Below are 22,472 nucleotides of genomic sequence, written 5' to 3' on the forward strand. Positions count from 1 at the left end.
ATGGCCAAGGCAATCATGCTGCAGGGCACGGGTTCGGATGTCGGCAAGACAGTGCTCGTCGCCGGTCTGTGCCGCGCGGCGAAGAAGCGCGGCTTGAAAGTGCGGCCCTTCAAGCCGCAGAACATGTCGAACAACGCCGCTGTCGCCGATATTCCGGGCGATTCAGGCGGCGGTGAGATCGGCCGCGCGCAATGGCTTCAGGCGATCGCCTGCGGCGTGGCGCCGACCGTCCACATGAACCCGGTGCTGCTCAAGCCGCAGACCGATGTCGGCGCTCAAGTCGTCGTGCAGGGCAAGGTGTTCGGCGAGGCGCGGGCGCGCGACTACCAGGCGCTGAAGGGCCGGCTGATGGATGCGGTGCTGGACTCCTGGGCAAAGGTCGGCGAGGGCGCCGATCTGGTCATCGTCGAGGGCGCGGGATCGCCGGCCGAGATCAATCTCAGGAGCCGCGACATTGCCAATATGGGCTTTGCGACGCGCGCCGGCGTGCCGGTGATCCTGGTCGGCGATATCGATCGCGGCGGCGTTATCGCCTCGGTCGCCGGCACCCATCTGATCCTGCCGGAGGAGGACCGGCGCATGATCGTCGGCTATCTCATCAACAAGTTCCGTGGCGACGTCTCGCTGTTCGAAGACGGCATCAAGGCGATCGAAAAATTCACCGGTTGGCGCTGTTTTGGCGTCGTGCCGTGGCTGAAGGCGGCGGCGCGGCTGCCATCGGAAGATTCCGTCGTGCTCGAGCGACTGGCGTCCGGCGAGAAGCGCGCGCTGAAGATCGCCGTGCCGGTGCTCTCGCGCATCGCCAATTTCGACGATCTCGACCCGCTCAAGGCCGAACCGCAGGTCGAGGTGGTGTTCGTGCCGCCTGGTGAGCGCTTGCCCGAAGGTGCGGGTCTGGTGGTCATTCCCGGCTCGAAGTCGACGATCGGCGATCTCCTGAAATTTCGCGAGAACGGCTGGGACCGCGACCTTGCCGCGCATAGGAAACGCGGTGGTCATATCGTCGGCATTTGCGGCGGCTTCCAGATGCTTGGTCATATCGTGCGCGATCCCGACGGCATCGAGGGCAGCGTTACCGAAACGCAAGGCCTCGGCCTGCTCGACGTCGAAACGGTGATGGAGCCGGAAAAGACGGTGCGCAACGTCAGCGCGCGCTCGGTGCCGTTTGATCTGCCGCTCGACGGCTACGAGATCCATCTCGGCCGCACCACCGGTCCGGATACGCTGCGGCCGTCCGCCGTTATCAACGGCATCGATGACGGCGCTATCTCGGCCGATGGCAAGGTGCTGGGCACCTATATGCACGGGCTGTTTTCCGCCGATGCCTTCCGGGCGAAATTCCTCGAAAGCCTTGGCGTCAAGGGCGGCGGCATCGACTACCGCGCCGAGGTCGAACGGGCACTCGACGAGATCGCAGCCGAACTGGAAACCCACCTCGACTGCGACGCGATTTTTGGGCTGGCGCGTTAGATACTTTGCTTGAGCATGATCTTGTCCGAAAACCGGTCTCCACTTTTCGGGATCATGCTTTCTCGTCAGCCTTCGGCCAGTAGGTGCCGAACGACCAGACATTGCCTTCCGGATCGCGGCATATGAATTCGCGGCTGCCATAGTCGCGGTCGGTGAGCTCTTCCAGAATCTCCGCGCCGGCGGTTTTTGCGCGCGCGTATGCCGCGTCGGCATCAGCGACCGCAATGTAGATCGACTTGCCGCCGCCCGAGCCGGGCGCGCCGACCATCTTGCCATAGGCATCGTCGCGCGCCGTGCCGAGCATGATGATCGAAGAGCCGAATGCGAGTTCGGCGTGGTGCACCACGTCGCCTTCGCCATGGCGGGCGCGAACGCTGAAGCCGAAGGCCTCGCACAGCCAGTCGATCATGTTGCCGGCATTTCTGTAGCGCAGCGCCGGATAAAGCCGCGGTGGTTCGGTGGTGTTCGGCATGGCTGATCTCCTTCAACGGGTTGGTCGATCAACCCAGTCTGCGCGAAGGCCGGTTGCGCGTCTTGAAGAAATGTTACCTCGCGGCGACAGTGGTCGGCGTGACGCCTGCGAGGTCGCGGAACTCGCGCACCAGATGCGCCTGGTCGGCATAGCCGCAGCCGGCGGCGATGTCGGCCCAAGCGCTGTTCGCCTGTCTCGACAGGCCAAGCGCATGGTTGAAGCGGACGATGCGCGACAGCGTTTTTGGGCCGGTTCCGATCGCGTCCGAAAATTTTCCGGCAAGATGCTTGCGGCTCCAGCCAAGCTTTTCGGCCAGCGTCGAGATGCGGGTCCGGCCACGCGTCGAGACGATCGTCTCATAGGCCCAGACTATGTCGGCTTGAGTGCGGTCTGCGGTTGCCAACCGATCGGCGACGAAGGCTTCGACGATGGCGAAGCGTGTGCTCCAACCCGGCGCATTGCCGAGCCTTTCACGAAGGGCGATGCCTTCAACGCCGAGCACGTCATCCAGGCCGACCATGCGGTCGGTCAGTTCGCTCATCGGCCGGCCGAAGAAGCGACGAGCGCCGAGCGGGGTGAAATTGATCTGCACACAGCAGGTGCCGCCGCAGGATTCGATCACCACCGGCCCGGCATAAAGGCCGGCGGCAAAACTGGCGAAGCGGTCATTGTCGCTGGGGTCCCTGCCGAGCCCGATGGCAAAGGGTTCGGCAAAGCTGATGACCAGCGGCACGGTCAGCGAGGCATATTCGATGGCGCGGAAATGGCCTGGCATGGTTTCGCGAAAGCCGCACATGTCGGTGACGGCGCCCTGAAGCCGATGGCTCGGCGCGCGCCGCACCATCTCGAATCGATCGAGGCCTGGGCTGTCGTGATGGCTGCCGTCTTTGCTGTCGGCGGGCATGCGCTTTCCTTCCGCCAAGCGACTTTAACAGACCATCCGTCGGAATCAAAAGCGCCCGGCTTTTGGCCGGGCGGTCCGAGTTGCCTGAGATTCGGAGTTGTCTGGATGTGTTTAAGCCCCGCGCATCAGGCAGCCGGCGGCCAGCACGATGTAGGCGATGACGACAATCCACGCGGCATTCAAAGGTATAAACGCAAGAACGCCAAGCGCGGCGAGAACGCCGATGATGGCGATGACAAGGGATATAATGAAAATAAGCTGGGTAGGCGCACTGAGATTCATGTTCGGTCCCTCCTCAACATGATTCGTACAGCGGCATAGTATCAGGCGCGCGGTCACACACCAATGAGCGCACGCAGCGGGGCTTGCCGGATTGGCCAGCAGTTTTATGGGAGTGGCCAGAACGGTGCTGCGCGTTCGATCAGAAGGGCATCGCTTCAGACGAATGACAGTTTCCAAATTGTGGCGGAGACCACCAATTGTCGATGTCGCCGCCGCCCCTCATTGCCCTGCCGGGCATTTCTCCCCGTATAGTGACGGGGAGAAAGGGCTGGTCGCAACGTCGGCGCCTTTTCTTGCATCGCCTGCGATTGGCGAAATCGGTGACGAGAGCGCCCCTCTCCCCGTCACTAAACGGGGAGAGGACGCCGGCAGGCAGGTGAGGGGCAGCGCCAACGCCCTAAAAGGGTGAGGAGGCGAATTCAAACCTGAAGCGATTGTCCTTTTCACCATTCGCACCCCGTTTGCGCAAATCCGATTCCGCGCTACCTTCCGAACGAATCGGAAGGGGCTGATGGCGATGGGATTGCTGGACCAGATACGCTCGATCTTCGACGGCGATCCTGGCGTGCGCAAGGTCGCGGACGATCCGGTGCTGTCGGCGGAGCTGCTGATGCTGTTCCGTATGATATTGGCCGATGGATCGGTCAGCGAAAGCGAAATGACCGCCTTCAGGCGTATCTGCCGGGACGCCTTCGGCATTCCCGAAACCAGCATCGACAGCGTCATCGAATATCTCAACGAATTCGGCTACGAGACCAACGGCTCGCAGGCCGTCGCGCAGTTCCGCGACCTCGACGTCGAACGGCGCAAGCTGCTCGCCCGCCACATGGCCGAAATCGCCAAGGCCGATTCGCAACTCGCCGGGAGCGAAATGCAGCTGTTGCGCCGCACGCTCGACCTGCTCGACATCAGCCCGGCCGACGTGGTGAAGCCGCAAGGCTGAGGCATCGGCTGACTGTTGACGTTCTGAACGTCATTTTGTCTGTCATAGGCCATCCTCCAAGGATAGCCTGTCACAGAAATTACCGTGTCTCACTTACGGGGTGCAGTCCAGCACTGTCACCGTAGTTCCCGTTTTGTACATCTGGCGAAAAAAAATCTTGAGGCATCTAATTGCTCTATTTACCTTTGCGTATCCATCGCAAACTTTTTAAACTCTTCGATAATCTTCGACAAGTTCCTTGCCCCTCCAAATCCCTTGAAAGTACCGTCCTTTACTGTTACAAAAAACCAATCTATTTCGTCGCCATACTGAAAGCTTACGTCTGTAAACTTTCTTCCATAGAGCTGCGTCCCGTGCAAATCTATTGAAACTTCCCATCCAGGGTTGTCGATCGTATCAATTTTTATGCCGTATTGGTGTTCCCAATCGCCGTTGCACTGCCCTTGGTACCACTCCTCTAACCACTCGAGCATTGATAGGTCGACCATTAGCCCCTCCTGTTAGTCGTTTGGAACAGAGGGAGGTTTATCGCCTCCTTTGTTGGGGGACTAGGCGAAGGCGACAAAGTGCACCCGTCACCCCATCCCCTAATTCGTCACCGCAATTTAGAAAAGTTCGCCGGCAAAGTCCCGTCGCGCAATCAGATGTCGTTCAGGCCGAAAGCTGGCGTCCTGTAGCCTTGGGAGAAGGACAATGCCCTCGAAGTAGTCACGTATGCCACGTCTCACAGTCGAAGCCGCTACAATCTCCATGATCTGACTTCATTTACTTATTGAATTATCCACTATTATTATGTTATCCTCGCCGTGATAGACAAAGCTTTCCGGAGAAATCCCGCGCTCAATTACTCGCGATATGCGAATCTCAGATCTGTCAGAGAATATAATGGAAACCCATCCGGAGTCGGTGACAACGTCAATAATATTGATAGACTGCATGTATGCCAGGATAGAGCATGAAATTTTGGTATTTACTGCGATAGAACCTCTCTCAAGTACGATCATGATACTGCCGTTTTCGTACTTAATTGATCGAAATTCTTTTCCAATGAGATTTTCCTTTAGGTAGTCCATATGACGTTTACCCTCTCGCGTTCAGTTTGGAATGTGTGCGAATTGACGTTCCCTTGAACTCGCCCCCCCCCGGAAGGTACCAAAAGTGGGCCCCGGTGTAAGGGTTCAGAGATTGTCTGGCAGGACTTGAACTGCCGCACTCGGGTTTGTCGCGTTCATCATTCTCAGATTCGTCGTTTCCTTGGTTCGGCAGCTTTGCTCCGCTCCGCGTCAAGCCCTTCACTTCGTGCGGCATTCATGCAAGCCCGAACGCCAGGACCAAGAAGCCCATCGCTCCGAACCCGGCGTGGATAACCATCCCGGCCCATGTGCTGCGACGCCGCTGGACGACATAGGGCAGCAGCAACGTGATCGGCACAAGGGTCAACAGGACTTGCCAGGGGAAGGCAGCGTGGAACAGCAACCACGGGATCCCGTTGACCAGCCAAGCCGGCCTGCCGAAGGCAATCTCTTGCCGCGGCAGCGCGAAACCCCGCCAGACAAACTCTTCCCCAACGATGTTCAGCACAAAAAACGGAAGCCACGCGCCGAGAATCCAGTATCGGCCGGGACCGAGCGGCTCGAAAGCCATGAACGAGGGATGAAGAGTCTTCCCGTCTTGCAGCATCCGGAGCGCGGCGCCGATGCCGCCGGTCAGCACGCCGACGGCCGCCAGCCCTCCAACAGCCCAGAGCCAGTCGCCGCCATTCATCGGGCGAAGCCATAGCCGCGCGCCCAACGACCCCGGCCTTCCTGAACGCCGTTCCCGATACAACAGCAGGGCAGCCGTGAGAAGCAGGGGGCCAAAAAGGACGATGCTTGCGGCCAGGAACCACATCACCACAGGCTCTGCCCCGGTGGCGGAGACGAACGCCGGGACGGCTACCCGCGTTGTCAGGAACAGCAGCAGAGCACCCGCGCCGAACAGAGCAGCGGAGCCGCCCAGGCCCAGCGGAGGAACCCGATCAGGCTCCGGCCCGTCGCGCCTTTCATAACCGTTTGCTGTCAATGGCCATTCTCCCGCCGTGTGCCGAACGAATAAGGTTAAGCCGTGCCACGAAGCGACACAGCGGGGTCCCCGCTGCTCCGCAGCGTCCCGGCGTTCGCTGGCCTTTCATCGTGCCACCGGCACGATGAACTCGCTTTGCGAACCGGCTGCTCACCCCTGTTCCTGCAGCCTTTTTGCAATTGCCCGGTGCAAATCGGGAGCAGCAGTGACCAGCGCCTTGGCCGCTTCGGATTGCGGGTGGTCGAGCACTTCGCTCGTCCTGCCGCGCTCGACGATCTTGCCATCATGCATGACCATCACCTCGTCGGTGATGGCGCGGGCGACGGTCAGATCATGGGTGATGAACAGATAGGCGATGCCGAGTTTTTGGTTGAGCTCGGCGAACAAATCGAGGATCTGCGCGCGGATCGAGACGTCGAGCGCCGAGACCGGCTCGTCGGCGACGACCAGCTTCGGCCGGGTGATGATGGCGCGGGCGATCGACAGGCGCTGGCGCTGGCCGCCCGAAAACTCGTGCGGGTATTTGTCCATGTCGCCCGGTGAGAGGCCGACCTCGTGCAGCGCATGCGCCACCATCTCGCGCCGCGCGGCGGGCGCCGGCTGCTTCTCCAGCACATGCAGCGGCTCGGCCACCAATCTCTCGACCTTCTGGCGTGGGTCGAACGAACCGTACGGGTCCTGGAACACGACCTGCATGTCGCGCCGCGCCGGCTTCAGCTCCGCCTCGCTCTTGCCGGTGAGGGTGTCGCCGCGGAAGCGGATTGTCCCTGATGTCGGCCTGTCCAGCGCCAGGACCATGCGGGCAAGCGTCGACTTGCCGCAACCGGAGCGCCCGACCAGCGCCACCGACTGGCCGGGCGCCATCGCGAAGGAGACATCGTCGACGGCGCGGATGGGAGCCGCGTGTTTCAACAGCGATATGCGCCGTCCCGGATAATCCCGCGTCACATTTTCTACCCGAAGAAGAGGTTTGGCCGATCCGCTGTCATGTGTGCGGGCCCGCGCGGGCACATGCATCGAGGCCTGCGCCAGCTGGCGCGTATAGGGATGAAGCTGTCCGGACAGGACGCGCGCCGTGTCGCCGGCCTCCATCACCTCGCCATGGCGCAGGATGGTGATGCGGTCCGCCATCTCGGTCACCACGGCGAGGTCGTGCGAGATCAGCAGCAGCCCCATGCGGTTTTCCGCAACGAAGTCGCGCAGCAGGTCGAGGATCTGCGCCTGCAGCACCACGTCGAGCGCGGTCGTCGGTTCGTCGGCGATCAGCAGCTTGGGCTTCAGCGCACAGGCGATGGCGATGACGACGCGCTGGCGCTGGCCTCCGGACAGCTCATGCGGATAACGCGACAGCGGGAACTGCGCCGCCGGCAAGCCGACCCGGTCGAGCATTTTTCGCGCCCGTTGCTCGGCGTCCGCGCGGCTCGCCCTGGTGTGCCAGCGAATACCTTCGGCGACCTGCTCGCCAATGGTCTTGACCGGGTTGAGCGCCGTCATCGGCTCCTGGAACACCATGCCGATGTCGTCGCCGCGCAGCGCGCACATCTGGTCCTCGCTCGCCGCCAGAATATCGATGCCGTCGAAGGTAACGCGTCCGCTGGCGCGTGCCGCCCAGGGCAAGAGCTGCATCACGGTGAGGGCCGTCATCGACTTGCCGGAGCCGGATTCGCCGACCAGGCCCATGACTTCGCCGGGCGCGACGGACAGCTCGATGTCCCTGAGGATGGGCGTGCCGCCGATGGCCAGCGACAGCTTCTCGATTTCGAGCAGGCTCATCGCTGCCGCCGCGATTTCGGATCGAGGATGTCGGCGATGCCGTCGCCGAGCAGGTTCAGGCCAAGCACGGTGATGACGATCGCCATGCCCGGAAAGATCGCCATCCACGGCGCCACCACCATGCGGGTCTGGGCGTCGAACAGCATGCGGCCCCAGCTCGGCATCGGTGGCTGCGTGCCCAGCCCGACATAGGAAAGCCCGGCTTCGGCCAGTATGCCCAGCGCGAACTGGATGGTGCCTTGCACCAGCAGCAGCGTGGCGATGTTGGGCAGCACATGTTCGATGCTGATCAGCGTCCTGCTCTTGCCGGCGGCGCGGGCGGCGAGGATGAATTCGCGCGGCCAGATCGCCAGGGCGCCGGCGCGGGCGACGCGCGCGAACACCGGGATGTTGAACATGCCGATGGCAATGATGGCGTTGAACGCGCCCGGCCCGAAGATGGCGGTGATCATGATTGCCGAAAGCAGCGCCGGAAAGGCGAAGACCAGGTCGTTCAGCCGCATCAGCACGTCGTCGACGATGCCGCCACGCGCCGCGGCAAAGGCGCCGAGCGGCACGCCGACGCCCATGCCGATGCCGACCGCCACCAGCGCCACGGCGATCGAGTTGCGGGCGCCGACCATGATCATCGACAGGATGTCGCGACCGAAATGGTCGGTGCCGAACCAGTGCGCCAACGATGGCGCCTGGGTCTTGTCGGAAATGACCAGCCTGGTGACGTCGTAAGGCGTCCACAAGAAGGAGATGATCGCGACCGCCGTCACCAGTGCGGTGATGACGAAGCCGGCAAGAAACGAACGGTTTCGAAACGCCTTGGCCAGGATGCTGGCAAGGTTCTCGTCGGGGATGTCGATGTGCAGCGTCATTGCCGGCCTCTCAGGCGCGGATCGACCACCGCATAGGAGAGATCGACGACGAAATTGACGACGATGACGGCTGCAACCAGCAGCATGACGACGCTCTCGACCACGATCAGGTCACGCTGGTTGATTGCCTGGAACACCAGCCGCCCGAGGCCGGGCAAATAGAAGACGTTCTCGATGATGATGGTGCCGGCAAGCAGGAAAGCGAATTGCAGGCCTAGAATGGTGACCACCGGGATCAAGGCGTTGCGCAGCGCATGCCGCCACAAGACAAGCCGATAGGGCAGGCCCTTGGCGCGGGCGGTGCGGATGTAGTCCTCGTTCAGCACTTCGATCAGTGCCGAGCGGGTGACCCGGGCGAGGATCGCCGCCTGCGGCAGAGCGAGAGCGACTGCCGGCAGGAGCAGCGACTTCAGCGCCGGCCAGACGCCGGCGCTCCAGCCGGGAAAGCCGCCGCCCGGCACCAGCCGCAGCCAGACGGCGAACAGATAGATCAGCATCAGCGCAAACCAGAAGTTGGGCACGGCGACGCCAAGCTGGGCGGCACCCATCGCGATCGTGTCGCCGGCCCGGCCGCGCCGGCTGGCGGAAAACAGCCCGACCGGGATGGCAATGACGGTGGACAGCGCCAGCGCCATCAGTGCCAGCGGCAGCGAGACGACGAGGCGCTCACGGACCAGATCGATGACCGGCACCGAATAGGTGTAGGAACGGCCGAAATCGAGGCTCAGCAAGCCGCCGGCCCAATGCAGATAGCGGAGCACGACGGGAGCGTTGAGACCCATCTGGTTGCGCAGCAATTCGATCTGGTCGGCGCTGGCGTTCAGGCCAAGCATCAGCCGCGCCGGGTCGCCGGGAATGATCTCCAGTACGGCAAAAACGACCATCGAGGCCAGAACCAGCGTGACGATGGCGATGGCGAGGCGCTTGAGGAGGTAGGCGGTCATGAGCTGCCTGATGCAAGCACCGGGCGAAGGTAGCGTTCCCGCCCACCCCCCTCTGTCCTGCCGGACATCTCCCCCTCAAGGGGGGAGATTGAGCCCTCATCGCCGCTTTCGCTAACCACTAGCGTTGCAAGGACAGTGCCGGCGTGGAAACTGCCAATCTCCCGCCTTGAGGGGGAGATGTCCGGCAGGACAGAGGGGGGTGTGACGGAGTGCAACTTTCGCCTTTCTGTCAGCGATCAATCCGTCCACTTCACCTTGGTCAGGTCGTTGGCCTGGATCGGGGCGTTTTCCCATAGGCCCTGCAGTTTGGCGTCCCAGACGCCGACCTTCGGCAATTCGTAGAGGAAGCCGACCACGGCGTCATCGGCCAGGACCTTCTGCGCCTCGCCGAGCAGCGTCGTGCGCTTGGCCTCGTCGGAGGTAAGGTTCAATTCGTCGATGATCTTGTCGAAGGCCGGATTGTCATAGTTGAAGTAATAGTCCTTGCGCGAATAGATATCGATGTCGTTAGGCTCGGTATGGGAAACGATGGTCAGGTCGTAATCCTTCTTGGTGAAGACCTGGTCCAGCCATTGCGCCCATTCGACCGGTATGATCTCGAGATCGATGCCGATTTCGCGAAGCTCCGAGGCGATGATCTCGCCACCAAGCCGCGCATAGGAGGGCGGCGGCAGCTTGAGCGTCGCCTTGAACCCACTCTCCAGGCCGGCTTCCTTCAGCAATTCCTTGGCCTTCTCCACATTGTGCGGATAGAGGCCGGTGAGGTCGACATAGGCTTTGCTGGCGGGCGACATGTGCGAGCCGATCGGCACGCCGAGGCCGGCCGAGGCGCCGTCGATGATCGCCTTGCGATCGAGCGCAAAGGAAATAGCCTGCCTGACCTGCAGCTTGTCGAAGGGCGGCTTCTTGTTGTTGATCGACAGGATGGTTTCACCCTCGGTCGAGCCGATCACCACCTTGAAGCGTGGGTCGTCCTTGACCTGGGCGACGCTGTCGGGGTCGAAGAACGGAAAGGCCTGAACGTCGCCGGAAAGCAGCGCCGGAACGGCGGCGGCGGCATCCGGTATGATGCGGAACTCGGCCTTGTCGAGGAACACCGGGGCGCCCCAGTAATTGTCCGACTTGACCAGCGTGATCGACGAGCCCTTGGCCCAGTTCTGGAACTTGAACGGGCCGGTGCCGATCGGTTTTTCCTTGTTGGTGTCGGCTGTCTCAGGCGCGACGATCACCGCGTCGCCCCAGCCCATATTGTAGAGGAACGAGCCTTGCGGGTTCTTCAGCGTGACATTCACCGTCGTGGGATCGACGACCTCGACCTTGTCGATGGCGGCGAACAGGCTCTTTTGCGCGTTGACGGAATTGTCGGCGCGGGCACGATCGAGCGAGAATTTCACGTCGTCGGCATTGAAGTCGCTGCCGTCATGGAATTTCACGCCTGTATGCAGCTTGAAAGTGTAGACCTTGCCGTCGTCGGAAATGCTCCAGCTTTCGGCGAGATCGGGCAGCACCTCGCCGTTCGGGCCGATGCGGGTCAGGCCCTCGAAGACATTGGCATAGAGCACCTCGTCGATTGCCGCCGCGGCACCCGCCGTCGGGTCGAGATGCGGGGGTTCGAGCGTAATGCCGATGACCAGGTCGGTGCGCGCGGCCATCGCCGAGGTCCCGGCGGCCAACGCCAGCGCCGCGGCGGCCAGAATGGTTTTCCACAATTTCATCGTGCAACTCCCCATGTCTAAAACACGTGCTCAAACCCGGGCGGATAGAAGCGTGAATTCGCCGCCGAGTAAATTGCGTTTCGTACCGTCCGCCGACGCCGGGAGGAATGTTTTTCCGCCCATGGCCGGATCATCGCGGGCCGGCGCCCCTCAGCAGAACGCCGAGGCCGATCGCCATCACCTTTGCCGAGTCCAGCATGTCGGCAATGCCGACCCATTCGTCGGGCCGGTGGGCGAGATCGAGAATGCCCGGGCCATAGGCGATGCAGTCATAGATGTGGCCGATCCGGGCGATGTGCTTCTGGTCGTAGGTGCCGGGCGAAATCACGTAATCCGGTTCGCGGTCGAATATCTCCATGATGCCTTGCGCGACCGCCTTAACCACCGGCGCGTCGCGCTCGGTCATCAGCGGCAGCACCTCCATCAGATCGCGGATTTCGTAATCGAACTTTTTGCGCTCGCGCTTCAGCCGTTCGAGGATATCGGTCACCTCGCTCTTGACCGCAGCGAGATCCTCTTCGAGCAGGAAGCGGCGGTCGATGGTCAGCCGGCAGGAATCGGGCACGTTGGGCGAGGGCAGGCCGGGCCGGAAATCCTCCGTCTGGCCGCCATGGATCGAGTTGATGTTCATGGTCGAGCGTTTTGCGCCTTCGGGCACGACCGGCATGCGCGTCATCTTGCGGTCGAGCGCCGGAAACAATTCGTCTTCGAAGGCCCGCAGCACGGCGCCCATATGGCGCACTGCGTTGTCGCCGAGGAACGGCATCGAGCCGTGCGCGATCTCGCCCTTGGTCTCGATCTCCGCCCACCAGACGCCGCGATGGCCGAGGCAGATGCGGTCCTTGTTGAGCGGCTCGGGAATGATGACGTGGTCGACCTTCGGCCTGGAGAAATAGCCGAGCTTGGCCAGATGCGCGACGCCGCCAAAGCCGCCGGACTCCTCGTCGACCGTCCCCGAAATCTCTATGGCGCCGGGAAAATCGGGAAAGACCTCGATGAAGGCTTCGACGGCGATGATCGAGGCGGCAAGCCCGCCTTTCATGTCGCAAGCACCGCGGCCATAGACCTTGCCATCCCTGACGATGCCGGCGAACGGATCGAGGCTCCAGCCGTCGCCGGGCTCGACGACGTCGATATGCGAATTGAAGTGCACGCAAGCACCCGGCGCCCGGCCATCGAAGCGGGCGACGAGGTTGACGCGCGGATAATGGTCAGTGTCGCCAGTCGTGCCTTCGGCACGGATGAATTCGATCTCAAAACCGCGCTTCTTCAGCCGCGCGCCGATAAATTCGGCACACGGCCGATAGGCTTCGCCGGGCGGATTGATGGTCGGAAAGCGGATCAGATCCGCGGTCAGCGCAACCAGATCATCGGCCCGGTCATCGATCGCCTTGAGGAGCCGTTCGTTCGGTTCGTTCATTCGGCGAATTGAGCAGCGGATGAGGCGGTTTTGCAAGCCCGATGGCGAATTGCGAGGCGATTGCGTGTCGTTACGGCAACTATTGCGGGAAATCGTTCAAATTCGCTGCTTTGGATTGGTGAAATCGTCAGGGAGTAGGTGTTAGCTCGCTGGCTTGCCATCAAAACGCTGGAGAACAGCGCGAGGGCAGGCAGGCAAGGGGCATCAAAGGGGTTTGATTGCATGAAAAACACTGTTCTCATGGCAGCAGCATTAGTAGCGATGCTGTTCGGTTCGTCGTTCGAGAGCCGTGCGGCCAGCCTGGTCGCGAACATCGATATTTCCTCACAGACAATGACGGTAAGATACGGGCTTTCGTATTACCGGTGGAGCGTTTCCACCGCCCGCAAAGGCTACATCACGCCGCGCGGCAGTTACCGGCCACAGCGGACGGCCCGGATGTGGTATTCGCGCAAATACGACATGTCGCCGATGCCCTATTCGGTGTTCTTCCGCGGCGGCTATGCTATCCACGGCACCGGCGCGATCCGGCAATTGGGGCGCCCGGCATCGCATGGCTGTGTGCGCCTCCACCCCAGCAATGCCGCCGCGTTCTATTCGATGGTGCGCAAAGCCGGCTTCGGCAATACGCGGATCCTCGTGACGAATTAGGGCCTGCTCCTCGGCCCGCAATAAAAAACCCGCCGGAGCGGCGGGTTCGTCGGGGCCAAATAGTACCATACTGAAATTAGTAGCATAGCTGCCGGCACAAAGCAAGAACAAAATAGGGCCGGTGCCCAAAAAGATCGTTCCGCTCAGGCGGCTTTGTCGCGCACTGTCGCCGGCCGACGCTTTTTGCGGCCGCTGATCTCCCAGCGCTTGTGGAACCACATCCACTGGCCGGGGTCTTCGCGCACCCAGCGCTCGACCACGTCGTTGAGAAGCTGGGTGGTGGCGCGGACGTCGACACTGCCGCCGGCGGTGCGTGGCAAGGTGAGCTTGTCCTCGATCTCGAGCCGGAAACGGTTGTTCGGCAGGCGCACGCAGCGCGCCGGGTAGACATCGCAATCGTAGTGCCGCGCCAGGGTACCGAGAACCCGGTTGCTCTCGCAGGGGCGGCCGAAGAATGTCGTCTCGAGCCCGCCGGTGAATTTCTGGTCGACCAGCACGCCGATATTGCCGCCTTTCTCGAGGATGGCCGCAAGTGCGAACGAGGCACCGGTCGAAGACGGCAGCAGCGATCCCATGCTCGAGCGGCGGGTCGAGAGGATGTAGTCGGCGAGGTAAGGGTTGTTGGGCGGGCGAAACAGCGCCGTGATGTTCATGCCGAAGGTCGCCGCCGCCACTGGCAGCAGCTCGAAATTGCCGAGATGCCCGGTGAAGACGATATGCGGCTTGTCCTCGCCGGCAATGCGCACGAAATGCTCCACGCCCCTGACCTCGACACGGCCCGGCTTCGTCGCAGTGGGATCGTAGTCGAACAAAGCATCGAGAAAGATGTATTCGGTGGCCAGGCGGGCCATGTTGCCCCACATGTCGGAAGCGATCGTCTCGATCTCGGCATCGCTCTTTTCCGGATAGGCCTTGCGCAGATTGTCGACGGCAACCTGATGGCGCGCTACCCAAGGGCCGATGCGGCGGGCAGCGCGGTCGGCGAAATTGAGCGCCCTGTCGGGCGGCAGCAGGCGCAGCGCGGAGATGATGATCATCGCGACGCGCGCGACCAGCCAGTAGTTGAACTGGCGAAGCCGCCTGCCATAGCGGAATCCCACGTCCCTGCGGATCTTCCTGAAGGCGTTGCCGATCATTTCAGCCGACGCGCAGGATGATCTTGCCGAAGACGTCGCGGCCTTCCATGCGCTTCAGCGCCGCATCGATGCCGTCGAAGCCAACCTCGGTGTCGATCACCGGCGCCACCAGGCCCGCCGCCATCTTCTGCATGGCGTCGGCCATGTTTTCCATGCGGCAGCCGAACGAGCCGAGCAGCTTCAGCTGCTGCTGGAACAACTGCATCAAATTGATCTGCGTCGACACGCCGGAGGTCGAGCCGCAGGTGACCAGCCGACCGCCGCGTTTGAGGCACAGCATCGAGGCGGCAAATGTGTCGGCGCCGACATGCTCGAACACCACGTCGACGCCCTTCTTCTTGGTCAGCTTGCGCACGACGCCTTCGAAGCGGTCGTCGCGGTAATTGATGACGTGGTCGGCGCCGAGCGCCTTGGCCTTGTCGATCTTGTCGTTCGAGCCGACGGTGGTGATGACCGTGCAGCCCATCTTCTTGGCCAGCTGAATCGCGGCGGAGCCGATGCCGGAGCCGCCGGCATGGACCAGTATCGTCTCGCCGGACTGCAGCCGGGCATTGTCGAACAGCATGTGCTCGACTGTGCCGAAGGTGACAGGCGCCACCGCCGCGCCGATTTCGCTCACGCCGGGCGGAGCTGGGACCAGAAGGCGCGCCGGCAGGTTGATCTTTTCCCGCGCAAAGCCGTCGAGATGGAAGCCGTGCACGCCCGAGACATGCTCGCAGAGATTGTCGCGGCCTTCGCGGCAGGCGCGGCAAAGACCGCAGGTGCGGGCGCCATAGATCGACACCAATTGCCCGGTCACAAGGCTGGAAACGCCTGGGCCGACCGCCTCGACCTCGCCCGAGGCCTCGGCGCCGACGACCAGCGGCAGCTTGCGCTTGGCGAAGGCCATGCCGCGCCAGCCCCAGACGTCGATATGGTTCAGCGCCACGGCCTTGATGCGCAGCGTCACCTCGCCGAGCGATGGCGGCGGCGGCGGCGGCAGGTCCACCGTTTCAAGCCGGCGATCCTCGATAAGTTGCAATGCGCGCATGGTGCCTGTCGGTTCAGTCTGGCTGTCGCTTAGACCGGTTCCCGCGCCATGACAAGGCAGGTGTTCTGGCCGCCGAAGCCGAAGGAGTTCGACAGGACGGTGCCGACCTCGGCGTTGCGCTTGGTGTTCGGCACCACGTCGAGGACGATCGCCGGGTCGGGATTGTCGTAGTTGATGGTCGGCGGAATGACGCTTTCGCGCATCGTCATCAGCGAAAATGCTGCCTCGACAGCACCGGCAGCCGATAGGGTATGGCCGATCATCGACTTGTTCGACGAGACCGGCATTGACGAGATCCGCTCGCCGAACACCGTCGACAGCGACAAATGCTCCATCTTGTCGTTTTCGGGCGTCGAGGTGCCATGGGCGTTGACATAATCGATCCCGTTCTCACTCAAGCCGGCATCGGCAAGGGCGGCGCGCACCGCCGCGATCGCCGGTGAACCGTCCGGCTTGGAGCGCGTGCGATGGAAGTCGTCGGCCTTTTCGCCGCAGCCGCGCAATATGCCGAGAATGGTGGCGCCGCGGGCAAGTGCTGTCTCCAGCGATTCAAGCACCAGGGCGCCCGAGCCTTCCGCCAGCACGAAGCCGTCACGATCCTTGGAGAAGGGTTTTGAGGCCTTTTCGGGGATGTCGTTATGGGTCGAGAGCGCGGACAGAAGCGAGAAGCGGATCAGCGCCTCGGCGGTCGCCGAGCCGTCGGCGCCGATCGACAGCGCCCTGTCGCATTCGCCGCGGCGGATCGCCTCGACGCCGAGCTGGATCGCCGTGGCGCCCGAAGCGCACGCGGTCGACAGCGTAATCGGCAGGCCGCGCGTGCCGAAACGGTCGGCAAGCCGGTCGGCAATCGAGCCGAACTGGGTGGTCTCGAAGATGTCGAGTTCTCTGAGGCCGCGCGCTACCCGCAGCAGCCTTTCGGCGCCGGAATCATGCCTGTCTGAATTATTGGGCTTGTCGGAATTGTAGAGCGAAAAGCGCTCGCTCCAGTCGAGCTCGACCGGCGGCGAAGCGAGGAACAGCGGTCCGCCGAAATCGCCGGCATCGAGGCCTGCCTCCGACATCGCTTCCTGGGCGGCGGTTTCGGCAAGCTCATAGGTGAGGAGACTGGCGCCCTTGGAACTCGACGGCAGGAAATCGACCATGCCGGAGATGCGGGTGTTGAGATGATCGACCGGGAAGCGGGTGATCGGATGGATGCCGGATTTGCCTGACGTAAGTGCCGCCCAATTGTCGGCTTTGCCGACACCGAGCGACGTCACCACGCCGATGCCGGTGACGGCGACGATGGGCCTGCCCATATGGTCGTTCAGATTGGCCATTTGTTGTCCAAAAACCTGTTTCTCTTGGAGCGTCGGATCGCCCGAAAACCGCGCCACACGTTTCGGTCCGATGCTCTAGGCGGCTTTGATCAGCGCCATGCCCTCGAATTGGTGATAGCCGATCGCCGTTGCAAGGACGGTCTTCGGGACACCGGCAAACGGTTTTTCGACTGTGGCGTCGAAGACAGGATAGGCGGCCTTGCGGTCGACAGCCAATGCCGCCAGCGCAACGGCAAAGGGGAACTGCGCTTCCTTCATGTGGCCGGTCAGCGTCGAAAAGCCGCGTGCGGCGATCGCCGGATTGGCGTCGAGCGCCGATTTCTCGGCGGCGGTCGCGGCATGGGCGCCCGAAGCGCCGGAGATCGCGAGCAGCTCGCCATTCGGCAATGCGGCCTGCTTCAGCAGCGTGTCGATCTCGCCATCGAGTTCGCCCCGCCGGCGCCTGGCGCGGCCGGACAGGACCGGGCCGAGTTCCGCATAGATCTTCCGGCCACGGCTTTCCGCATGCTCGCGCTGCTCCAGGACGAGAAACGCGCCGCCGGATCCGGTCACCACGCCGCCGCCTTCGGCGCCTTGCCTCTGCCAGACCGGCCGCCACGCCCCGCGATGCAGGTAGCCGGCCAGTTCATAGCCGAGCAGCATGTCGGAGTGTTCGGTCTGGAAAGCGCCGCCGACCAGTATATGCGTCGACTGGCCGGAGCGGATGCGCGCGGCCGCCGTCTCGACAGCGGCAACGCCGGCACCTTCCTCGCCCATGAAGGTGCGCGACGATCCCGTCACCTTGTGGACGATCGAGATGTTGCCGGCGAGCAGGTTGGAGAGCTGTGCCAGAAACAGCGTCGGGCGCAATTCCGTGGTCAGCTTCTCGTTGAGCAGCACGTCGCGGTCGTTGCGGCTTTCCGATGCCGCGAGAATGGCCGCGTCGACTGCCTCGTCGCGCTCGCCGCCGCCGGCGGCCACCACCATGTCCATGGTCGCGCAGAGTTCGTCATTGCCCTTGATGCCGGCATCGTCGAGCGCAAGGCCGGCCGCATAGGTGCCGAGCCTCTGCCAGGTCTCCATCTGCCGCTGGTCGCCACGCTTGGCGATCTGCAGGTTCCAGTCGATCTCCGGCAGCGGGTGGACCGTATAGGGCGAGAAGCGCGAGGCCTCCAGAACCGGTTCAAGGCGCGGCTGGATGAGCTTTTGCCAATGCGCATCCGGACCCTCGCCCAGTGACGAGACAAGGCCGATGCCTGATATGACGACGTCGCGGGGGTTCATGGGCGGCTGTTGTGGGTGAGGGCGCGTCAAGCGCTGTGCTTAGATGGCGTTCTTGGCGGCGACGAGCGCGTCGATCTTGGCGCACAGGTTCTTCATGACGAAATAGTCGTCGGTCGAGGCCTTGCCGTCATTGACCTCCTGCGTCCACTTTTCCAACGGCACCTTGATGCCGAATTCCTTGTCGATGGCAAAGACGATGTCGAGGAAGTCGAGGCTGTCTATGCCGAGATCGTCGATGGTGTGGCTTTCGGGCGTGATCGTCTCGATGTCGATCTCGCTAGTGTCGGCGATGATCTTGGCGACTTTGTCGAACGTGGTGGACAAGGGCTTTTCCTTCGATTGCGGGCGGAATCTGTCCGCATGTGTTTTGGGCTGTCTAATCGGTTTTTCCGGGCAGGAAAAGGCCTGATACGCCGGGCGCAGATGGGATTGCTGCCCAGGCGGAGCAAGATGAGATCGGAATCCAACCACGGCTTCTCGTGGCAGTGGCATTTCGGCAACACCTATCTCGCTCGACGCGAGGAGCGACCGGCGCGGTCAGAAGGTAACGCGGCCGAGCACGCGCAGTCCGTCGCCCTGCGGCTCGACGACCACGGCCTCGCCTTCACGCGGCGAGATGCCGGTCAATTCCTTGATGTCTTCGAGATGCGTGACCATGACCAGATTGTCGGAGCCGGAATAGCCGCGGATCTCTGCCAGGATCGCCGCGATCTGAGCGGCCTTCTCCTTTTCGTCGGTCTTCAGCAGGTCAAGCGGTGCGAACGGCTCCGGTTCGCTTTCGAAAGCGATGCGCGCGGTTTCGAGGCAGCGGCAATAGCGGCTGGACAGCACGCGCTCGACCGGTGCCGCGCGGGCGCCAAACAGCGCGCCGATCTTGCGCGCCTGTTGCTTGCCGCGCTCCGAGAGATTGACCTGGGTGGCGCATTTGCCGAGATCGAAATTGGCCGCATCGATGGTGCCTGTGACCATGGCATGGCGAAGCAGCACGACATGCCCGCCGTCGCGCAGCAGCGCCCAGCCGGCTTCCGTCGCATGGGCTGTGGCGGAAACGGCAAGCAACAGCAGCGCCAGCACAAATCGAAGCATCAGACATCCTTTTCGGGTGACCGGCAGGCAGGTCCCCGGTGACCGGCATATAGGGACGGCAAAGCCGGCTGAAAGACAAGCCGAGTGCAACCTGCGGCCGAGACGCCTATTTCTTCGCTATCTGCTTCTTCACCAGATCGATCTTGCGGTCGGTCAGCGGGATCGGGAGTGTGTAGCCGGCTTCGGTAAAGCCCTGCTTGGCGTTCTCGAAGAATTCGATCGCCTTTTGGAATTCGGCATTGCCGCCGCCATAGCTGCCGCGGTTCCAGTGGACGTCGCCGAGATTGTTCTGCTCGAAGGCCCATTGCATCGGCTGGCTTTCGCGGGTGAAGACCTTGAGCGTTGCCTCGAAGGCGGCTTCGGCTTCGTCCAGATATTTGCCGGTGCGTTCGAGATTGCCGAGATTGATCAGGCTCATGCCGATGCCGTTCTGGGCGTTTGCCCAGTCGACGGGCGAGTTCTCGAAGGTCAGCACCTCCAGCGCTGCCCGGCGCGCGGCGATCGAAGCGGCCAGTTTGCCGGGATCGGCCTCGCTCATGCTCAGCCATTGCAGCGCCGAGCCTAGACCGGCCTGCGCCAGTGCCCATTGCCGCGGCGTCGTCTCGCGCTTGTATTCGCGAAGTGCATCGCGATAGGCCTCGATCGCCTCCTCGTAGTGCACCGGCTTGTCGGTCACGCCGCCGAGCAGTTGCAGCGTGTTGCCGAGATTGTAGTGGGTCATCGCCCAGTCGAGCGGAAACTCCTTTTTGGTATAGACGCGCCGTGCCGCCCGGTATGCAGCGGCCGATTGCTCAAGCCTGGCAGGATCGCGCGTGCGCTGGCCGAGCGTCTGGTAGATCGAGCCGAGATTGTTCTCCGCCGAAGCCCAATCCGTCGGAAAGCGCTGGCGTGTGAATATGGTCAGCGCATCGCCATAAGCGGCAGCCGCCTCTTCGAGCAGGCCGGTGCCGAGATCGAAACGGGCAGCACTGCTCAGCGCGTTACCCAGATTGAGACGGCTGCTCGCCCAGGAGAGCGGGAAGGTGTCGCGTGTGCGGATTTCGAGCGCGGCGCGGAATGCCGCGGCTGCCTCGTCGATTTTCGCCTTGTCGTTGCGTTGCGTGCCGAGAGACACCAGCGTATTGCCGAGATTGTTCTGGACCATCGCCCACTGAACGGGCGCCTTTTCGCGCGTGTATTCTTCAAGCGCCAGCCGGTAGGCGGCCTCGGCCTCGGTCAGGCGCTCGCCGCCCGGTTCGCGTTCCGAAAGCGCGTAAAGCGCAAGGCCAAGGTTGCTTTGCGAGGCGGCCCAGTCCAGCGGGACTTTGTCGCGCGGCCGCTTCTCCAGCGTGGCGCGCATCGCCACCACCGCCTCGTTCAGGCGTTTCGGGTCGCTCTCGCGTTCGCCGATCTTCAACAGCACATTGGCCAGGTTATTCTGGGCGGCCGCCCAGTTGAGATCATCCTTCTCGCGCTCGAACACGGCAAGCGAATCGCGAAAGATCTTCGCTGCCTCTTCCAGCCGGTCGATTTGGCGCTCGCGCTCGCCGATCGTCTGCAGCACCACAGCCATGTTGTTGCGGGTGATCGCCCAGTCGCGGTTCTGCTCGCCATTGGGGATGAAGTTCAGGATGACGCGGTAGGCGTCGATGGCGTGCTGCAGCGCTTGCCTGTCGCCGGTGGCGCTGCCATGCGCGTTGAGCGCTTCCGCCTCCTGGTTCTTGTAGTTCCAGCGCAGCCTGTCGTCCCATCTCTCGACCAGCGAGAAGGCCTTGCCGTAATCGTTGGCGGCCGACAGATAGTCGAAGACCAGCGCCGAAGCGTCGGCGCGCCTGGCATAGATCGCCGCGTCGGCAAGACGCTTCTGCCTGACCAGATCCTCTGCCCGGTCGACCACGCCGCTGGCCTGCTCGACCCGGCCCACCGCCTGGTCGAGGAAGTTGCGCGCAGTGACGATGGCGCCCTGGCCGATCGCCTTGTCGGCCGAGGCGACGAGGCGGCTGATCTCGGGGTCGTCGGTGCGCAGCGCGTCGCGCTCGGAGATCATCTTCTTCAGGCGCTCGGCCTGGGCGTCGAGCAGCTTTTGCAGGTCGGTGGGGTCCTCCGGCATCTTTTCGGTGCCGAGCGCCTTCAACACGCCATAAAGCGCGTCGAGCGGCACGCCGTCCTGCAGCGAGGCCAGTTCCACCTGTGCCCGCTTGGGGTCAGGCAACTCGGCGATCGTCAGCAGCAATTGCCGCCGCTCGCCGGTGATCAGGCCGTCGTCGCCGGTCGGTTCCTGCGGTGCTACGCCGAAGTAGAGCAGCCGGCGCAGGCTTTCATTGACCCATGGCCGCTGCTTGGCCTTGGTGTCGAGATAGACCTCCTCGGTCACCATGCGCATGACCGAGCCGAACTCGGTGCCCTTCATCGCCGCGAGGTGGCGCAGAAGTGCCGCTGCGTAGGGGCTGTTTTCGCCGACGATGCCATCGAGTGCCGGCCGCCCCGGCTCGGCGGCAAGGCCGATCACCGTTCCCAGATTTTCCGTCGCGGTCGCGTTTGCCAGTGCCCTGGCACCGCGCACCGGCTCCAATCCGCCGGCGCTGATCGGCGAGGCCGAGGCCGTCGGCGCCCGGCGCAGCACCGCATCCGCCGGAAACGGGTTGGTGCGGCAGGCATCGAGCAGCATGATCGTTACCGGCACGGTCGTCTTCAATTCGTCCATGACGGCGGAGATCGGCACCAGGGCCTGATCGGCGTCCTTCAATGAAGAAACGTCGGCGTCGACCGGCACCAGATAGTTTTCGCCGCCGGCCTCGATGCCGTGGCCGGAATAGTAGATCAAGGCGACGTCGGCGTCCTCTGCATCCTCGGCGAAACGCTCGAGGTCGCGCTTCAGCTTTGCCGTGTCGCGGTCGGTGACGCTGCGCGCGTCGAAGCCGAGATCGGTCAGCATCTTGGCGATGTCGCGGGCGTCGTTGGCGGGGTTGGGAAGAGCCGCTATGTGCTGGTATTTCGACTGGCCGACAATCAGCGCCACGCCCTTGAGGCTCGCCGGCTCCGCGGCATGAGCCGAGGTCACCACGAGGCAAAGCATGGCGCCGACGAAAGCCGTCAGCCACGCCTGCTTGAAGAAGTGCTGATTTCCGACAAGGCCCATTCGCCGCGTGTCCCCCGAC

Annotated in this window: 20 protein-coding genes; 3 read left to right on the forward strand and 17 right to left on the reverse strand. The window is 62.9% G+C overall.

The genetic code is table 11. The features are described from left to right. Complete coding sequence (locus tag NKI47_RS04135) at positions 1-1,470, forward strand: cobyric acid synthase (protein ID WP_352454593.1); 1,470 nt, start codon at positions 1-3, stop codon at positions 1,468-1,470. Positions 1,471-1,522: 52 nt separating this feature from the next. Here NKI47_RS04135 and NKI47_RS04140 read toward each other — a convergent pair whose 3' ends face one another. The 3 genes from NKI47_RS04140 to NKI47_RS04150 form a co-directional block, all read right to left on the reverse strand. Further along, the gene (locus NKI47_RS04140) at positions 1,523-1,942 is read right to left on the reverse strand and encodes a VOC family protein (RefSeq protein WP_352587699.1); all 420 of its coding nucleotides are present in this window, start codon (positions 1,940-1,942) and stop codon (positions 1,523-1,525) included. 73 nt (positions 1,943-2,015) lie between these two features. Next, a complete protein-coding gene (locus NKI47_RS04145) occupies positions 2,016-2,846 on the reverse strand; it encodes a helix-turn-helix domain-containing protein (RefSeq protein ID WP_352454591.1) in 831 nt (276 codons plus the stop codon). 111 nt (positions 2,847-2,957) lie between these two features. Beyond that, positions 2,958-3,128 (reverse strand): hypothetical protein, encoded by a 171-nt coding sequence (locus NKI47_RS04150; RefSeq protein ID WP_023676480.1) that lies wholly within the window; start codon positions 3,126-3,128, stop codon positions 2,958-2,960. Positions 3,129-3,639: 511 nt separating this feature from the next. Here NKI47_RS04150 and NKI47_RS04155 point away from each other — a divergent pair. After that, complete coding sequence (locus NKI47_RS04155; RefSeq protein WP_023676479.1) at positions 3,640-4,071, forward strand: TerB family tellurite resistance protein; 432 nt, start codon at positions 3,640-3,642, stop codon at positions 4,069-4,071. 179 nt (positions 4,072-4,250) lie between these two features. Here NKI47_RS04155 and NKI47_RS04160 read toward each other — a convergent pair whose 3' ends face one another. The 7 genes from NKI47_RS04160 to NKI47_RS04190 all read right to left on the reverse strand — a co-directional run bounded on the left by NKI47_RS04160 (position 4,251) and on the right by NKI47_RS04190 (position 12,850). Continuing rightward, complete coding sequence (locus tag NKI47_RS04160) at positions 4,251-4,559, reverse strand: immunity 53 family protein (RefSeq protein WP_352587702.1); 309 nt, start codon at positions 4,557-4,559, stop codon at positions 4,251-4,253. Between the two features lie 820 nt (positions 4,560-5,379). Next, the gene (locus tag NKI47_RS04165) at positions 5,380-6,132 is read right to left on the reverse strand and encodes a CPBP family intramembrane glutamic endopeptidase (protein WP_352587705.1); all 753 of its coding nucleotides are present in this window, start codon (positions 6,130-6,132) and stop codon (positions 5,380-5,382) included. 150 nt (positions 6,133-6,282) lie between these two features. Continuing rightward, positions 6,283-7,905: an ABC transporter ATP-binding protein gene (locus NKI47_RS04170; protein ID WP_352587708.1), complete on the reverse strand. Its 1,623-nt coding sequence runs from the start codon at positions 7,903-7,905 to the stop codon at positions 6,283-6,285. Further along, positions 7,902-8,771 (reverse strand): ABC transporter permease, encoded by an 870-nt coding sequence (locus tag NKI47_RS04175; RefSeq protein WP_352587711.1) that lies wholly within the window; start codon positions 8,769-8,771, stop codon positions 7,902-7,904. The genes NKI47_RS04170 and NKI47_RS04175 overlap by 4 nt, the downstream gene beginning before the upstream one ends. Then, positions 8,768-9,715: an ABC transporter permease gene (locus tag NKI47_RS04180; protein WP_352587714.1), complete on the reverse strand. Its 948-nt coding sequence runs from the start codon at positions 9,713-9,715 to the stop codon at positions 8,768-8,770. Before NKI47_RS04180 ends, NKI47_RS04175 begins: the two co-directional genes overlap by 4 nt. Positions 9,716-9,951: 236 nt before the next feature. Then, the gene (locus NKI47_RS04185; protein WP_352587717.1) at positions 9,952-11,430 is read right to left on the reverse strand and encodes an ABC transporter substrate-binding protein; all 1,479 of its coding nucleotides are present in this window, start codon (positions 11,428-11,430) and stop codon (positions 9,952-9,954) included. Between the two features lie 130 nt (positions 11,431-11,560). Then, positions 11,561-12,850, reverse strand: a complete 1,290-nt coding sequence (locus NKI47_RS04190) for an acetylornithine deacetylase/succinyl-diaminopimelate desuccinylase family protein (RefSeq protein WP_352587720.1) — start codon at positions 12,848-12,850, stop codon at positions 11,561-11,563. A gap of 222 nt (positions 12,851-13,072) precedes the next feature. Between NKI47_RS04190 and NKI47_RS04195 the strand changes: the two genes are divergently transcribed. Next, a complete protein-coding gene (locus tag NKI47_RS04195) occupies positions 13,073-13,501 on the forward strand; it encodes a L,D-transpeptidase (RefSeq protein ID WP_254818202.1) in 429 nt (142 codons plus the stop codon). Between the two features lie 143 nt (positions 13,502-13,644). Here the strand turns inward: NKI47_RS04195 and NKI47_RS04200 are convergent, their stop codons facing one another. The 7 genes from NKI47_RS04200 to NKI47_RS04230 form a co-directional block, all read right to left on the reverse strand. Next, positions 13,645-14,637 (reverse strand): lipid A biosynthesis lauroyl acyltransferase, encoded by a 993-nt coding sequence (locus NKI47_RS04200; protein ID WP_352587722.1) that lies wholly within the window; start codon positions 14,635-14,637, stop codon positions 13,645-13,647. Position 14,638: 1 nt separating this feature from the next. After that, positions 14,639-15,667 carry a zinc-binding dehydrogenase gene (locus tag NKI47_RS04205; protein ID WP_352587725.1) on the reverse strand — a complete coding sequence of 343 codons (1,029 nt, stop codon included), beginning with the start codon at positions 15,665-15,667 and terminating at the stop codon, positions 14,639-14,641. 29 nt (positions 15,668-15,696) lie between these two features. Then, complete coding sequence (locus NKI47_RS04210; protein ID WP_352587728.1) at positions 15,697-16,986, reverse strand: beta-ketoacyl-ACP synthase; 1,290 nt, start codon at positions 16,984-16,986, stop codon at positions 15,697-15,699. Positions 16,987-17,061: 75 nt separating this feature from the next. Continuing rightward, positions 17,062-18,249, reverse strand: coding sequence for a beta-ketoacyl-ACP synthase (locus NKI47_RS04215; protein WP_352587731.1), 1,188 nt, complete (start codon positions 18,247-18,249; stop codon positions 17,062-17,064). A gap of 39 nt (positions 18,250-18,288) precedes the next feature. Beyond that, entirely contained in the window at positions 18,289-18,573 is a 285-nt protein-coding gene (locus NKI47_RS04220) for an acyl carrier protein (protein WP_023676462.1), read from the reverse strand. A gap of 213 nt (positions 18,574-18,786) precedes the next feature. After that, positions 18,787-19,335, reverse strand: coding sequence for a histidine phosphatase family protein (locus NKI47_RS04225; RefSeq protein ID WP_352587734.1), 549 nt, complete (start codon positions 19,333-19,335; stop codon positions 18,787-18,789). A gap of 106 nt (positions 19,336-19,441) precedes the next feature. Next, positions 19,442-22,453, reverse strand: coding sequence for a caspase family protein (locus tag NKI47_RS04230; RefSeq protein ID WP_352587737.1), 3,012 nt, complete (start codon positions 22,451-22,453; stop codon positions 19,442-19,444). Positions 22,454-22,472 lie beyond the last annotated feature (19 nt).

The sequence above is a fragment of the Mesorhizobium sp. M0633 genome (genome assembly GCF_040320645.1).
Lineage (GTDB): Bacteria > Pseudomonadota > Alphaproteobacteria > Rhizobiales > Rhizobiaceae > Mesorhizobium.

What these genes read in the sequence shown, in the direction of transcription:
- NKI47_RS04135 (WP_352454593.1), top strand. Translation starts at nt 1, where the DNA reads ATGGCCAAGGCAATCATGCTGCAGGGCACGGGTTCGGATGTCGGCAAG.
- NKI47_RS04140 (WP_352587699.1), bottom strand. Translation starts at nt 1,942, where the DNA reads ATGCCGAACACCACCGAACCACCGCGGCTTTATCCGGCGCTGCGCTAC.
- NKI47_RS04145 (WP_352454591.1), bottom strand. Translation starts at nt 2,846, where the DNA reads ATGCCCGCCGACAGCAAAGACGGCAGCCATCACGACAGCCCAGGCCTC.
- NKI47_RS04150 (WP_023676480.1), bottom strand. Translation starts at nt 3,128, where the DNA reads ATGAATCTCAGTGCGCCTACCCAGCTTATTTTCATTATATCCCTTGTC.
- NKI47_RS04155 (WP_023676479.1), top strand. Translation starts at nt 3,640, where the DNA reads ATGGCGATGGGATTGCTGGACCAGATACGCTCGATCTTCGACGGCGAT.
- NKI47_RS04160 (WP_352587702.1), bottom strand. Translation starts at nt 4,559, where the DNA reads ATGGTCGACCTATCAATGCTCGAGTGGTTAGAGGAGTGGTACCAAGGG.
- NKI47_RS04170 (WP_352587708.1), bottom strand. Translation starts at nt 7,905, where the DNA reads ATGAGCCTGCTCGAAATCGAGAAGCTGTCGCTGGCCATCGGCGGCACG.
- NKI47_RS04175 (WP_352587711.1), bottom strand. Translation starts at nt 8,771, where the DNA reads ATGACGCTGCACATCGACATCCCCGACGAGAACCTTGCCAGCATCCTG.
- NKI47_RS04180 (WP_352587714.1), bottom strand. Translation starts at nt 9,715, where the DNA reads ATGACCGCCTACCTCCTCAAGCGCCTCGCCATCGCCATCGTCACGCTG.
- NKI47_RS04185 (WP_352587717.1), bottom strand. Translation starts at nt 11,430, where the DNA reads ATGAAATTGTGGAAAACCATTCTGGCCGCCGCGGCGCTGGCGTTGGCC.
- NKI47_RS04190 (WP_352587720.1), bottom strand. Translation starts at nt 12,850, where the DNA reads ATGAACGAACCGAACGAACGGCTCCTCAAGGCGATCGATGACCGGGCC.
- NKI47_RS04195 (WP_254818202.1), top strand. Translation starts at nt 13,073, where the DNA reads ATGAAAAACACTGTTCTCATGGCAGCAGCATTAGTAGCGATGCTGTTC.
- NKI47_RS04200 (WP_352587722.1), bottom strand. Translation starts at nt 14,637, where the DNA reads ATGATCGGCAACGCCTTCAGGAAGATCCGCAGGGACGTGGGATTCCGC.
- NKI47_RS04205 (WP_352587725.1), bottom strand. Translation starts at nt 15,667, where the DNA reads ATGCGCGCATTGCAACTTATCGAGGATCGCCGGCTTGAAACGGTGGAC.
- NKI47_RS04210 (WP_352587728.1), bottom strand. Translation starts at nt 16,986, where the DNA reads ATGGCCAATCTGAACGACCATATGGGCAGGCCCATCGTCGCCGTCACC.
- NKI47_RS04215 (WP_352587731.1), bottom strand. Translation starts at nt 18,249, where the DNA reads ATGAACCCCCGCGACGTCGTCATATCAGGCATCGGCCTTGTCTCGTCA.
- NKI47_RS04225 (WP_352587734.1), bottom strand. Translation starts at nt 19,335, where the DNA reads ATGCTTCGATTTGTGCTGGCGCTGCTGTTGCTTGCCGTTTCCGCCACA.
- NKI47_RS04230 (WP_352587737.1), bottom strand. Translation starts at nt 22,453, where the DNA reads ATGGGCCTTGTCGGAAATCAGCACTTCTTCAAGCAGGCGTGGCTGACG.